Origin of the sequence: Pararhodobacter zhoushanensis, from assembly GCF_025949695.1 — a bacterium.
Lineage (GTDB): Bacteria > Pseudomonadota > Alphaproteobacteria > Rhodobacterales > Rhodobacteraceae > Pararhodobacter > Pararhodobacter zhoushanensis_A.
The window spans coordinates 430,123-442,748 of record NZ_JAPDFL010000001.1 but is presented as its reverse complement, the minus strand read 5'-3'; the positions used below and the strand labels follow the sequence as shown (position 1 = coordinate 442,748).

Below are 12,626 nucleotides of genomic sequence, written 5' to 3'. Positions count from 1 at the left end.
TACGGGTATTTAGCCGCCGCTTGCTAAGCGCGGGTGATGCGCGAATGTTTCACCTGCAAGCAGCGTAAAAGGCATCTGTCCGAGGTGCCTTGAAGAGACCCCGCTGAAGGTGTGTGTAGGGCCAGAAGTTAACATTCGGTTAACGATGGAGAAAAAAATGACTGCAATTCGCAAACTCATCCTTGGTTCGGCCGCTTCGGTCACCGCTCTCGGCTTCGCTGCTGGTGCCGCTCTGGCCTCGGGCCCGGTCGTGTACAACGAGCCGGAAGTCATGGTTGCCCCGATGCCGGCACCTGCTCTGTCCTGGGCTGGCCTGTACGGCGGTCTGAGCTACTCGCGTGTCAGCGGTGGCGTCACCGATCCCGCCGGTCTGCCGGATCTGGAAAGCGACAACGGCTTCGGCGCTTTCGTTGGTTACAACTGGCAGCGCGGTGGTTTCGTGTTCGGTGGCGAACTGAACTACACCAACTTCGACACCTCGTTCGTTGGCTTCCCGGGCACGTATCAGCGTGATTCGCTCGACCTGCGCGCTCGTGCCGGCTACGCGTTCAACCGCGTCATGGTGTACGGCTTCGTCGGCGCTGCGCGCTCGACCATCGGCAGCGGCGGCACCGACTTCACGCAAACCGGCCCGGTCTACGGTCTGGGCGTTGAAGCGATGGTCACCAGCAACATGTCCGTTGGTCTTGAGTTCGCTCGCCGCAACGTGGACGCGGACGTTCTGGGCACCACGGTCGAATCCGAGCTGGACACCGTGTCGCTGCGCGCTGCCTACCACTTCTGATCGCACCCAAGCGATACCGACAGCAGCCGCGCCCTTTGGGCGCGGCTGTTTGCGTTTGGGGGTGGCGGAACAGCCAGGCGCAAGCGCTGACCTGCGGGGTGATGCGGGAAAGCGTCACTTCGCGCAAATTTGTCGACAAATTTTGAAGGCGACTTGAAAAATCGCAGCCGCGGGCGTCTGATCATCTCTTATTAATAAGAATTTAACACTCAGGTGGTTCGCATGACAAAAATTCTCAAACTCTCCCTCGGCTCGGCGGCTTCGGTCGTTGCGCTGGTCGTCGCTTCGGGGGCCGCACTGGCCTCGGGTCCGGTTGTTTACGTCGAGCCGGAGGTGATGGTCGCGCCGATGCCGGCGCCCTCGTACTCGTGGGACGGCTTTTACGGCGGTCTGAGCATTTCGGCGCTGAGCGGCCAGATCAATGAAAACACCGGCGGCGGCCTGTTCCCTGATCTGGAAAGCGACAGCGCGTTTGGCGGGTTCGTCGGTTACAACTGGCAGCGTGGCAACATGGTGTTTGGTGCGGAACTGGCCTACACCAGCTTCAACACGCCCTATGTCGGCTTTCCGAACTCGCTGCAGGAAAACGCTCTCGAGCTGCGCGCCCGCGCCGGTTATGCGTTTGACCGTGTGATGGTGTACGGCTTTGTCGGCGCTGCGCGCTCGACGCTGACCGACGTCGGCGTCGAAGTTCGTCAGACCGGCGTGTCTTACGGTCTGGGGATGCAGGCTCTGGTCACCCAAAGCATGTTCGTTGGCGTAGAACTGGCCCGTCGTGACGTGTCCGGCGACGCCTTGGGCTTCACGGCCGGTTCAGACATCGACACCGTTTCGCTGCGCGCGGGCTTCCAATTCTGATCGCACCCAAGCGATAACGACAACAGCCGCGCCCTCGGGCGCGGCTGTTTGCTTTTGCAGCAGTCGGCTGTTCAGGCCCGCTTGGCCCCGATCCGCGCGACGCCCAGCGCGTCGAGCACTTTCGCTTCGATATCCGCCGCCGTCAGCCCAGCCGCCTGATACATCTGATCCGGCGAGGCTTGGTCGATGAACACATCCGGCAGCACCATCGAGCGGAACCTGAGCCCGGTGTCGAACACGCCCTCTTCCGCCAGCAGCTGCGCGACATGGGAGCCAAAGCCGCCGACCGCGCCCTCTTCAATGGTGATCAGCGCTTCATGGTCTGCCGCGAGCCGCAGAATCAGGTCGCGGTCCAGCGGTTTGGCGAAGCGGGCGTCGGCGACGGTGGGCGAGATGCCGCGTGCGTCCAGCGCCTCGGCCGCTTTCATCACCTCGGCCAGACGGGTGCCGAAGGACAGGATCGCCACGCGCTTGCCCTCACGGATAATCCGGCCCTTGCCGATTTCCAGCGGTGTGCCGCGTTCGGGCATTTCCACCCCGACGCCTTCGCCCCGCGGAAAGCGGAACGCGATGGGGCCCGCGTCATGCGCGGCGGCGGTGGCGACCATATGCACCAGCTCGGCCTCATCGGCGGCGGCCATCACCACCATGCCGGGCAGGTTGGCGAGGTAAGCCACGTCAAAGCTGCCCGCATGCGTCGCGCCATCGGCGCCGACCAGACCGGCGCGGTCGATGGCGAAGCGGACGGGCAGACCCTGCAGCGCCACGTCATGCACGACCTGATCATAGCCGCGCTGCAGGAACGTCGAATACATCGTGCAGAACGGTTTCATCCCGCCCGCCGCCAGCGCGGCGCAGAAGGTGACGCCGTGCTGCTCGGCGATGCCGACGTCGAAACACCGGGTCGGGAACCGCTCGGCGAACAGGTTCAGGCCGGTGCCATCGGGCATCGCGGCGGTGACGGCGACGATCTTGTCGTCACCCTCGGCCAGCTGGATCAGCGATTGCGCGAAGACCTTGGTGTAGCTGGGCGCGTTGGACGGAGCTTTTTGCTGCTTGCCGGTCAGCACGTCGAATTTCGCCGTGGCGTGGCCCTTGTCCATTGCCTGCTCGGCGGGGCGATAGCCTTTGCCCTTCTTGGTCAGCACATGGATCAGCGTCGGCCCGGTGGCGCGGTCATGCACGGTGCGCAGGACAGCCAGCAGCGTGTCCATGTCGTGCCCGTCAACCGGGCCGACGTATTTGAAGCCCAGTTCCTCGAACATCGTGCCGCCGACGGTCATGTGCTTGAGCATGTCCTTGGCGCGCTTGGCCCCTTCCTGGAAGGGGGGCGGCAGCAGGGACAAGGCACCCTTGGCGGCGGCCTTGAGGTCTTGCAGCGGGCGCTCGGTATAGAGCCGCGACAGATAGGAGGACAGCGCGCCGGTGGGCGGCGCGATGGACATCTCGTTGTCATTCAGGATGACGAACAGCCGCTTGCCCAGATGGCCTGCGTTGTTCATCGCCTCGAACGCCATGCCCGCCGACATGCTGCCATCGCCGATCACCGCGATGGCGTCGCCCAGCGCCGGGTCCGGCGCGCCGCCCAGATCCTGCGCGACCTTGAAGCCCAGCGCGGCGCTGATCGAGGTCGAGCTATGCGCGGCACCGAAGGGGTCATAGGGGCTTTCCGAGCGCTTGGTAAAGCCCGACAGCCCGTCCTTCATGCGCAGCGTGCGGATACGGTCGCGCCGCCCGGTGAGGATCTTGTGCGGATAGGATTGGTGCGAAACGTCCCAGATCAGCCGGTCGCGCGGCGTGTCGAAGATCGCATGCAGCGCCACGGTCAGTTCGACCACGCCCAGACCCGCGCCCAGATGCCCGCCGGTTTCCGACACGGCGCTGATCGTCTCGGCGCGCAACTCATCGGCGACCTGTTTCAGCTGTGGATCGGTCAGCCGCTTGAGGTCGGCAGGGCTGTGCACGCGGTCAAGGAGCGGTGTTTCGGGACGGGTATTCATGGACGCTCCAACTTTACTTGTCGCGGCTGATAACGAAACGCGCCGCGTCTCGCAAGGAATCGGCCCGCGCACCGTAAGGTGCCAGAGCGTCACAGGCCTGTGAAATCAAACCTGCGGCACGGGCGCGCGCCGGTTCAAGTCCCAGCAGCGACACAAAGGTCGCCTTGCCCGCCTCTGCATCCTTTTGCAGCCGTTTTCCGGCTGTTGCGGCATCGCCTTCGCAGTCCAGAATGTCATCGGCGATCTGAAACGCCAGCCCCAGCGCCCGCGCATAGGCACTCAGCGGCCCCGGATCGGCCCCGGCCAGCAGCGGCCCCACGGTGCAGGACCACGCAAACAGCGCGCCGGTCTTGCCCTGCTGCAGGTGGATGATCTGCTCCAGCGTCAGCGGGGCGGCGGCCGATTCGGCCTCGATATCCAGCGCCTGACCCAGCACCATCCCCGCCGCGCCCGCTGCCTGCGCCAGTGCTGCGGTCAGGGGCGCGCTGCCGGTCTCGGCACAGAGCCGAAACGCCAGCGATTGCAGCGCGTCGCCGGCCAGAATCGCGGTCGCCTCGTCAAAGGCGATGTGCACGGTGGGGCGGCCCCGGCGCAGGTCGTCGTCATCCATCGCGGGCAGATCGTCATGCACCAGCGAATAGGCGTGCATCGCCTCGATCGCCGCCGCCGCGTTCAGCGCGGCGACAGGCGGCACGCCATGCAGCCCGGCGCTTTCCAGCGCCAGAAACCCGCGCAGACCCTTGCCGCCGTGGATCGCATGGGCCATCGCGGCCCGCACCCGGCTGTCGGGCAGCGCGTTCAGCGCCTGCGCCAGCCGGGCGTTCACGGCCAGCGCGGCGCTGGCCAGATCCTGCGGAAAGCTCATTGCGCGTCGAAAGGCGCGGTGCCGTCGGGCTGGCCATTCTCGGCCAGCGTGATCTGTTCGATCCGCGCCTGCGCCTGCGCCAGCTTGGCCTCGCAATGCTTTTTCAGCTCGGCGCCGCGCTCGTAGATGGCGATGGATTTCTCCAGATCGACCGCGCCGCCTTCCAGCTGGCCGACGACCTGCTCCAATTCGCGCAGGGCGTCCTCAAACGACAAGTCTGCTACAGGCTTCATGCGCCACGCTCCATCAACACCCGGATATGCGCCGCGGTCGAGGCCGCCAGCGCGTCGAGGTTATAGCCGCCTTCCAGCGCACTGACCACCCGCCCGCCGGCATGGGCATCGGCAAGATCGCAGAGGCGGTGGGTGATCCAGATGAAATCGTCCTCGGTCAGCGCCAGCTGGGCCAGCGGATCGTCGATATGGGCGTCGAACCCGGCCGAGATCAGGATCAGCTCGGGCTTGAAGGCGTCAACGCGGGGGAACACCTGCCTTTCCCACGCATCGCGGAAATCGGGGCCGCGCGTGCCGGGGGCCAGCGGTACGTTCAGGATCGTGCCATGCGGCCCGGTCTCTTCCGCGCGCCCGGTGCCGGGCCAGAGAGGGAACTGGTGGCTCGATACGAACAGCGCGCGCGGCTCGTTCCACAGCAGATCCTGCGTGCCATTGCCGTGGTGCACGTCGAAGTCCAGCACCGCAACGCGGCTCAGCCTGTGGTGATCCAGCGCCCGCTTGGCGGCGATGGCGACGGTGCCGAACAGGCAGAACCCCATCGGCGTGGCGGTTTCCGCGTGGTGGCCCGGCGGGCGGATCGCGGCGAACGCATTGCGCGCCTCACCCGCCATGACGGCATCCAGCGCCGCTGTCACCGCGCCCACCCCCGCCAGCGCCGCATCCCAGCTGCCCGGCGACATCCACGTATCGGCGTCCAGTTGGTGATTGCCCGCGTCAGGCTCTGCCGCGCGGATACGGTCGATATAGTCCTGCGGATGGCAGCGCAGCAGCTCGGCCACCTCGGCCAGCGGCGCTTGCCGCCGGTCCAGCCCGGCGAAATCGCGATGCTCCAGCGCGGCCAGAATCGATACCAGCCGCGCCACCTGCTCGGGATGGCCCTCGGGCGTTGCGTGATTCAGACAGGCGGGGTCGGTGTAAAAGGCTGTGCTCATGTCCAAAGGCTAGCGCCCGGCCTGTCCCCCTTCAAGCGCTGCGCCTTCATCTTGCTGAAAATACGCTCGGGGGTGAATTCGGCGTCAGCCGAAGAGGGGGCGGAAAGCCCCCTTGCCCGCTCACCCCAACAGCGTGCCCGCTGGCCAGTCGAGCCCCCGCAGCAGCTCGTCCGCGTCCATCGGGCGCTTGCCCTCGCGCTGGGCGCGGGTGATTTTCACCGCACCCGTGCCGCAGGCGATGGTCAGCCCGTCCAGCACCGCGCCCGCCGGACCCGTGCCCGGACCGGCCACCGCGCCCAGCAGTTTCAACCGCCCCACCGGCGTTTCGCACCATGCGCCCGGAAACGGCGACAGCCCGCGGATCAGGCGCGCAACGGCGGCGGCGTCCTGCGTCCAGTCGACCCGGGCTTCGGCCTTGTCAATCTTGGCGGCATAGGTGACGCCCTCTTCGGGTTGCGGCATGGCCCGCAGGTCTGGCAACTGGTCCAGTGCGCTCAGCACCAGCCGCGCCCCCATCAGCGACAGCCGGTCGTGCAGCTGGTCGGTGGTTTCAACATCGCCGATCGGCGTTGCCTCGCGCAGCAGGACCGGGCCGGTGTCCAGCCCGGCCTCCATCTGCATGATGCACACGCCGGTTTCGCTTTCCCCGGCCATGATCGCCCGGTGGATCGGCGCCGCCCCGCGCCAGCGTGGCAGCAGCGAGGCGTGGATGTTCAGGCACCCGTGCTTGGGCGCGTCCAGCACCGCTTGCGGCAGGATCAGGCCATAAGCCACCACCACGGCGATATCGGCGTTCAGGGCGGCAAAGGCCTCGTACTCGGCGGCGTCGCGCAGTTTGGCCGGGTGGCGCACCGGCAGACCCAGTTCCAGCGCGCGGGCGTGTACCGGCGTCGGGCGTTCCTGCTTGCCGCGTCCGGCGGGGCGGGGGGCTGGCAATAGACGCAGACCACCTCATGCGAGGCGGCCAGCACATCGAGCACCGGCACCGAGAAATCGGGCGTTCCCATGAAAATGACGCGCATGTTCGTCTCCGCTGCTGTGGTCGCCTCCGATCTAGCAGTGGTGGGGGCAAAGCGCCACCGGCTCAGCGGTGCCAGAACGGGCGGCGGGCTTCGCGCGCGGCGGCGGCGGGGGTCACACCAATGTCGCGCAGCAGATGAGTGTCGAGGGCGCGCAGATCGCGGCGGGTGGTGGCGTTGCGGTGCCAGCGGCGCAGGGTCGGGCGCAGCCGCAGGGCTGGAAAGAGCGACAGCAGGGGGATGAGACGGATCATGAAGGGTCTCCTTTCTGGCGCTGACATGCCACGCAAACCGGCGCGGATGCTTCGGTGCGGACCGAAGCGTCGGGGCTTGTGCGCGCCGTGGCGCGGCCCCAGACTGAGAGCATGAGACAAGGTCCAGACATCTCGCGCATTGCGGCGCTGATCGGCGATCCGACCCGCGCCACCATCCTGTCGGTCCTGTTGGGCGGGCAGGCGCTGACCGCGCGTGAGCTGGCCGAGGCGGCGGGGGTCAGTGCCGCGACGGCCTCGGATCACCTGAAGCAACTGACCGAGGCCGGGCTCTTGTGGCCGCGCAAGCAGGGGCGGCATCGGTTTTTTGCGCTGGCCGACGAGCAGGTCGCGCAGGCGCTGGAGACGCTGGCGGGACTGGCCGCCACGCGTGGCCACATGCGCGCTCAACCCGGCCCGAACGATGCGGCGCTGCGCGAGGCGCGGGTTTGCTACGACCATATGGCCGGCGCCGCTGCCGTGCGGATGTTTGACAGTCTGGCCGGGCGCGGGTTTCTGGTCGTCTCGCGCGACAGTGTCGGGCTGAGCGCCGAGGGTGCCGGGTTCATCGCGGGCCTCGGCATCGACACGGCCGCGCTGACGGCGCAGCGGCGGCCGATGTGCCGGGTCTGTCTGGACTGGTCCGAACGCCGCTCGCATCTGGCGGGCGCGCTGGGCGCGGCCTTGCTCACGCGGTTTCACGCGCAAGGCTGGGTGCGACGGGTTGAAGACAGCCGCCATATCCGCTTTACCCCGCCGGGATTGCGCGCCTTTTCGGCGGCGTTTGGCTGAACGGGATCAGCACAGGGAGGGGCATCATGCGGATCGCATCACGGGTGTTTTACGGGCTCGCAGCCCTTGCGGCCATCGCAGGCGGTGTCTTTTACGTCTACATCAGCAGCCTCGCCTGCGCCTTTGGCAGCCTGAACGGCCGCTGCCGGATCAAGGCCCCGTGGGAGCTGGGATCGGAAGACCTGCAATTCATGGTCCTCTATCCGCTGTCCATCGTGCTGATTCTCGCCCTCATCGGCTGGCTGCTCGGGCGCGACGCGGGTTAGTTCACCAGCTTCTTGGCCTTGCGCAGCAGCATGTCGCGCTTCACCTTGCTCAGGTGGTCGAAATACATCTTGCCGTTCAGATGGTCGATCTGGTGCTGGACCGAGGTCGCCCAGAGGCTGACGAAATCCTTTTCCTCGACCATGCCCTGCTCGTTCAGGAACCGCACGGTCACGGCGCGGGGCCGCTGGATCTGCGCGTGGACGCCGGGCAGGTTGGGGCTGGCCTCGTCATGCGGGCGTAGCTGGACCGAGGCGTGCAGCACCTCGGGGTTGGCCATGCGCACCGCCTGACCGCGCGCTTCGGACGCATCGACCACCGCCAGCCGCAGCATCACGCCGATCTGCGGCGCGGCCAGACCGACGCCGGGCATCGCCTCCATCGTGTCGATCATGTCGGTCCAGAGCGCGCGGATTTCGTCGGTGATGGTGTCGACGGGGGCGGCAGGGGTGCGCAGGCGCGCGTCGGGCCAAGGCAGGCAGCGGCGGATCATGGGGTTTCCGGGTGTGAGAGGGCGGTCAGGGCGGGCGAGGCGGCGACGCGCGCGGCCTCGTCCATCAGGTCGATGCAGAGCCGCCCGTTGAGGTGATCGAGTTCATGCTGGGCGCAGACGGCCTCGAACCCCGAGAGCGTCTCGGTCTGCGCGACCCCGTCCAGATCCAGCCAGCGCATCAGCACCCAGTCGGGCCGCGCAACCAGCGCAGGCACGCCGGGGATCGACAGGCAGCCTTCGGTGTTGAGGGCCAGCGCATCCGAGGTCTCAAGGATTTCGGGGTTCAGGAACACGCGGGGGGCGGGCGTGCCCTCTTTCCATGTGCAATCCATCACGAAAATCCGCTTGGGCACCGCAACTTGCGGCCCGGCTAGGCCGCGGCCTGTGGCGGCGTACATGGTTTCGAGCATGTCGGCGGCCAGTTGGCGGGTGATGCCGTCGAGCGCCGTCACCGGGGTGCAGGGGCGGCGCAGCATCGGGTCGGGGTACTGGACGATGGGCAAAACGGGCATGTCAGCGCTGTAGCATCGGGGCAGGGGGCGCGTCCATCGCCCAGCTTGGCGGGACGGGCTGGCCGTTGGCGTAGGGCTCGCCGCCCAGCGGCGGGATGAACAGGCCTGCGGCAATCGCCCCCATCGCCCGGTCAAACGGCGGCACGCGGCCAATCGGCGCGACGATGCGGTCACGGAACCACGCCAGCGCGCGGCTGTCGGACTGGTATTGCGGGGTCAGGAAGCGGCTGAAGGCCTGGTACAGCATCAGGTGCCCGCGCCGCATGCGGGCATAAAGCGCGGGGGCGTCCTGCGCAGGGGCGCTGTCCAGCGCACGGGCCAGCGCCAGCGCATCCAGCAGCGCCATATTCGCGCCCTGTCCCAGTTGCGGGCTGGCCCGGTGGGCGCTGTCACCGATATGAACCAGCCGATCGCCATAGGGCTTGCGCAGGGTGCCATGCGAGTAGCGCGCCAGCACCATCTGCGCCGGGTCGGTGATCTGCCCGATGAAAGGGCTGAGCGCGGGCCAGATACCGCGCATCTCAGCCTGCCACGGGGCCAACCCCTGCGCCTGCCAGTCGGGATAGGCGTCATGGCGCAGCGACCAGAAAAAGGCGGCGCGCTGCGTGGTCTCTCCGGGCATCCGCCCGATGGGCAGCACGCCGACCATCCGGTGCGCGGCGACATAGCGCTGGGTCAGGCGGTCGGCTGGCAGCTCGGTCGCGGGCCACTCCAGCGTGGTCCAGAGCGCGCCATAAGGCAGCACGCGCGACACCAGCGGCGAGAGGGGGAATGCGATCCCAGCGCGTCGACGACCAGATCGAAAGGCCCGGCGCGGCGGCCATCGGCCATCTGCAACCAGCGGCCCTGCCGGTCGGCACTGCTGGCGATGACCTGCGAGGACGCCACGACGCGCGCCCCCAGCGCGACCAGCCGCCCGTGCAGCGCCTCGAACAGGCTGGCGCGGTGCATGCCCAGACCGTGCAGCCCGGCACCCGCCGCGTCATAGCGCACGGCCAGCGTGCCCGCCCCCGTCCGCGCCTCAACCCCGTGCAACATGCGGATCGGTGCGCCCAGGGCCCGCGCCGCCTGACCACAGCCCAGCCACTCGAGCACCCGTTGCCCCACCGGCTGCACCACCAGCCCCGAGCCTACCGGGCGCGGGGCGTCGAACTGATCGAAGATTTCAACCCGGTGCCCGGCAAGATGCAGCGCAATCGCTGCCGCCAAGCCGCCAACGCCCGCACCGGCAATGCCAATGTGCAGGCCCTGCGCCACTCAGCCGCGCGCCCGCTCGCGTTTCAGCTTTTCCATCCGCCGGGTGATCATCTGGCGCTTGATCGGCCCCAGATAGTCGATGAACAGCTTGCCGTTGAGGTGGTCGAACTCGTGCTGCGCGCAGGTCGCCCACAGCTCGCTGAACTCTTCCTCATGGGTCTTGCCATCCAGCCCCAGCCAGCGCATCCGCACCGTCGACGGGCGCGTGACCTCGCCGTATTGCTCGGGGATGGACAGGCAGCCTTCCTCGTATGAACTGGTCTCTTCCGAGGACCAGGTGATCTCAGGATTGATCAGGACCATCGGGCGCGGGGCCGTGTCCTGATCCTTGACGCAATCCATCACGAAGAGGCGCTGCATGATGCCGATCTGAGGCGCGGCCAGCCCGATGCCGGGGGCCTCGTACATGGTTTCAAGCATGTCCTCGGCCAGTGCGCCAAGTTCGGACGTTACCGTCTGGACGGGGGCACAGACCTTTTTCAGGCGGGGATCGGGATGGATCAGGATGGAACGCAGGCTCATGCGCCCTGATTTAGGCCAAGCGCGCGCGCTTATCAACGGTGGGCGCACGCTGTCGTGCTTGAGTTTTGAGGGCATACGCATTTGGGGGTTGCGTGCGCCGCGCGAGGCGGCATTCTGCTTCACATGATAAGGAGATAGGCATGAACTTCGACGAAATCATCGACCGGCGCGGCACCCATTCGGCCAAGTGGGACATGATGGAAGAGCTTTTCGGCGTTTCACCCGACGATGGCATTGCCATGTGGGTTGCCGACATGGACTTCCGCCCGCCCGCTTGCGTGCCCGCCGCGCTGAGCGCGATGGTGGAGCACGGGGTGTTTGGCTATTTCGGTGATGATGCCGCCTATAAGGCGTCAATCGACTGGTGGATGAGCACGCGCCACGGCTGGAACGTCGATCCCTCATGGATCTTCACCACGCATGGTCTGGTGAACGGCACCGCGCTGTGCATTCACACCTGGAGCCAGCCGGGCGATGGTGTGGTGCTGTTCACGCCGGTTTACCATGTGTTCGCCAAGATCACCAAAGCCGCCGGGCGCACCGTCACCGAATGCCCGCTGGTGCTGAGGGACGGTCTGTATGAGATGGATCTTGAGGATGCGGCCAAGCGTCTGACCGGCAACGAAAAGATCGTTGTCATCTCGTCGCCGCACAACCCCGGTGGTCGCTGCTGGACCGAGGGTGAGCTGAAAGCGCTGGGCGCGTTCTGCAAAGCGCACGACCTGATTCTGGTGTCCGACGAGATCCACTGCGACCTGATCTTCCCGGGGCAAAAGCACATGCCCGCGATCACCGCGCTGCCCGATATGCTGGACCGGCTGGTGATGCTGACCGCACCGACCAAGACCTTCAACATCGCCGGGGCGCACAACGGCAACGTGATCATCCCCGACGAGACGCTGCGCGAGGCGTTCGGTGCGACGATGATGGGTCTGGGGATCTCGCCCAGCTCGTTCGGGCTGGCGATGGAAACCGCCGCCTATTCGCCCGAGGGTGCGGCCTGGGTCGATGCGCTGATGGCCTATCTGGCCGAGAATCAGAAGGTTTTCGATGCCGGGATCGCGGAAATTCCCGGTCTGGTGTCGATGCCGCTTGAGGCGACCTATCTGGCCTGGGTCGATTTCTCGGGCACCGGGATGGCGGGTGAAGAGATCATCCGCCGGATCGAGAAAGACGCGAAGATCGCGGTGAACTATGGCGAGACCTTCGGCACCGGCGGCGAGACCTACATGCGCTTCAACATCGCCACGCCCAAGGCGCGGGTGGTCGAGGCGGTGGCGCGGCTCAAGTCAGCCTTCGGCGATCTGCAATGACAAGGGGGCCAGCTGGCCCCCTTCTTCCACGCTCAAACGGGACTGGGCAGATAGCCCGCGTTGGTTGGCCGGTCATCGACATAGTCGCGGATCGGCGGCTGGCCGATCAGCGTTTCGCTTTTGAATTCATAGGTCATCTCACCGCTGTCTTCCGAGGCGGCGATGATCAGGGCCCGGCTGATATGGCGCGGGCCGTCGAATACATCGACAAAGCCCCGCAGCGGCGGGATGCGGGTGGCATCGACGGCAAACCCGGTCTCTGACAGGCGCAGGATCGGATAGGCCACGTCACCGACATGTACGCTCAACCGCGCGCTTTTGCGCTGGGCTCTTTTGGTCGCTGCATCCAGCCCGCGCTGGATGTCTTCTGGCAGAAAAGCAAACATGGGCGTACCTCCCGATTCCCATAGCGGTATCGTTGCCGCCGATCATGGCAAAAACAAGTAACCCATTCGTATATCCCCGATAATATTTGCCGCTGTTTGTCCCTGCACAGACCCTGCGCGCCGTGGCTGGTTGACCTGTGGCCGC

General features: G+C 66.7%; 16 protein-coding genes and 1 pseudogene. 5 read left to right on the top strand and 12 right to left on the bottom strand.

Going from position 1 to position 12,626, the window contains the following annotated elements:
- Nucleotides 1-157: 157 nt before the first annotated feature.
- Nucleotides 158-784 carry an outer membrane protein gene (locus OKW52_RS02245; RefSeq protein ID WP_264504268.1) on the top strand — a complete coding sequence of 209 codons (627 nt, stop codon included), beginning with the start codon at nt 158-160 and terminating at the stop codon, nt 782-784.
- Between the two features lie 222 nt (nt 785-1,006).
- Nucleotides 1,007-1,642 (top strand): outer membrane protein, encoded by a 636-nt coding sequence (locus OKW52_RS02240; RefSeq protein ID WP_264504267.1) that lies wholly within the window; start codon nt 1,007-1,009, stop codon nt 1,640-1,642.
- Between the two features lie 71 nt (nt 1,643-1,713).
- On the opposite strand, the gene dxs is transcribed toward OKW52_RS02240, so the two are convergent.
- The 6 genes and pseudogenes from dxs to OKW52_RS02210 form a co-directional block, all read right to left on the bottom strand.
- Nucleotides 1,714-3,642, bottom strand: coding sequence for a 1-deoxy-D-xylulose-5-phosphate synthase (gene dxs, locus OKW52_RS02235; protein WP_264504266.1), 1,929 nt, complete (start codon nt 3,640-3,642; stop codon nt 1,714-1,716).
- A 13-nt stretch (nt 3,643-3,655) separates the two neighbouring features.
- A complete protein-coding gene (locus OKW52_RS02230; RefSeq protein ID WP_264504265.1) occupies nt 3,656-4,507 on the bottom strand; it encodes a polyprenyl synthetase family protein in 852 nt (283 codons plus the stop codon).
- Complete coding sequence (locus tag OKW52_RS02225; protein ID WP_264504264.1) at nt 4,504-4,740, bottom strand: exodeoxyribonuclease VII small subunit; 237 nt, start codon at nt 4,738-4,740, stop codon at nt 4,504-4,506. The genes OKW52_RS02230 and OKW52_RS02225 overlap by 4 nt, the downstream gene beginning before the upstream one ends.
- A complete protein-coding gene (locus OKW52_RS02220) occupies nt 4,737-5,672 on the bottom strand; it encodes a histone deacetylase family protein (protein WP_264504263.1) in 936 nt (311 codons plus the stop codon). The genes OKW52_RS02225 and OKW52_RS02220 overlap by 4 nt, the downstream gene beginning before the upstream one ends.
- A gap of 120 nt (nt 5,673-5,792) precedes the next feature.
- A pseudogene (gene fmt / locus OKW52_RS02215) lies at nt 5,793-6,694 on the bottom strand (methionyl-tRNA formyltransferase).
- Nucleotides 6,695-6,756: 62 nt separating this feature from the next.
- Complete coding sequence (locus OKW52_RS02210) at nt 6,757-6,945, bottom strand: DUF1127 domain-containing protein (protein ID WP_264504262.1); 189 nt, start codon at nt 6,943-6,945, stop codon at nt 6,757-6,759.
- Between the two features lie 111 nt (nt 6,946-7,056).
- On the opposite strand from OKW52_RS02210, the gene OKW52_RS02205 reads away from it, so the two are divergent.
- A complete protein-coding gene (locus tag OKW52_RS02205; protein WP_264504261.1) occupies nt 7,057-7,734 on the top strand; it encodes an ArsR/SmtB family transcription factor in 678 nt (225 codons plus the stop codon).
- Between the two features lie 26 nt (nt 7,735-7,760).
- Nucleotides 7,761-8,000 carry a methionine synthase gene (locus tag OKW52_RS02200; protein ID WP_264504260.1) on the top strand — a complete coding sequence of 80 codons (240 nt, stop codon included), beginning with the start codon at nt 7,761-7,763 and terminating at the stop codon, nt 7,998-8,000.
- On the opposite strand, the gene def (OKW52_RS02195) is transcribed toward OKW52_RS02200, so the two are convergent.
- From def (OKW52_RS02195) to def (OKW52_RS02175), 5 genes are read right to left on the bottom strand one after another with little or no spacing between them, the layout of a single operon-like run.
- A complete protein-coding gene (gene def, locus OKW52_RS02195) occupies nt 7,997-8,491 on the bottom strand; it encodes a peptide deformylase (protein WP_264504259.1) in 495 nt (164 codons plus the stop codon). The genes OKW52_RS02200 and def (OKW52_RS02195) overlap by 4 nt on opposite strands.
- The gene (gene def / locus OKW52_RS02190) at nt 8,488-9,003 is read right to left on the bottom strand and encodes a peptide deformylase (protein WP_264504258.1); all 516 of its coding nucleotides are present in this window, start codon (nt 9,001-9,003) and stop codon (nt 8,488-8,490) included. Before def (OKW52_RS02190) ends, def (OKW52_RS02195) begins: the two co-directional genes overlap by 4 nt.
- A 1-nt stretch (nt 9,004) precedes the next feature.
- Nucleotides 9,005-9,748, bottom strand: a complete 744-nt coding sequence (locus tag OKW52_RS02185; protein WP_264504257.1) for an FAD-dependent oxidoreductase — start codon at nt 9,746-9,748, stop codon at nt 9,005-9,007.
- The gene (locus tag OKW52_RS02180) at nt 9,679-10,212 is read right to left on the bottom strand and encodes an FAD-dependent oxidoreductase (protein WP_406622297.1); all 534 of its coding nucleotides are present in this window, start codon (nt 10,210-10,212) and stop codon (nt 9,679-9,681) included. The genes OKW52_RS02185 and OKW52_RS02180 overlap by 70 nt, the downstream gene beginning before the upstream one ends.
- A 48-nt stretch (nt 10,213-10,260) precedes the next feature.
- Nucleotides 10,261-10,782, bottom strand: coding sequence for a peptide deformylase (gene def / locus OKW52_RS02175; RefSeq protein ID WP_264504255.1), 522 nt, complete (start codon nt 10,780-10,782; stop codon nt 10,261-10,263).
- A gap of 140 nt (nt 10,783-10,922) precedes the next feature.
- On the opposite strand from def (OKW52_RS02175), the gene OKW52_RS02170 reads away from it, so the two are divergent.
- Nucleotides 10,923-12,095, top strand: a complete 1,173-nt coding sequence (locus tag OKW52_RS02170; RefSeq protein ID WP_264504254.1) for a MalY/PatB family protein — start codon at nt 10,923-10,925, stop codon at nt 12,093-12,095.
- A gap of 32 nt (nt 12,096-12,127) precedes the next feature.
- On the opposite strand, the gene OKW52_RS02165 is transcribed toward OKW52_RS02170, so the two are convergent.
- Nucleotides 12,128-12,481 carry a hypothetical protein gene (locus OKW52_RS02165; protein ID WP_264504253.1) on the bottom strand — a complete coding sequence of 118 codons (354 nt, stop codon included), beginning with the start codon at nt 12,479-12,481 and terminating at the stop codon, nt 12,128-12,130.
- Between the last annotated feature and the right edge of the window lie 145 nt (nt 12,482-12,626).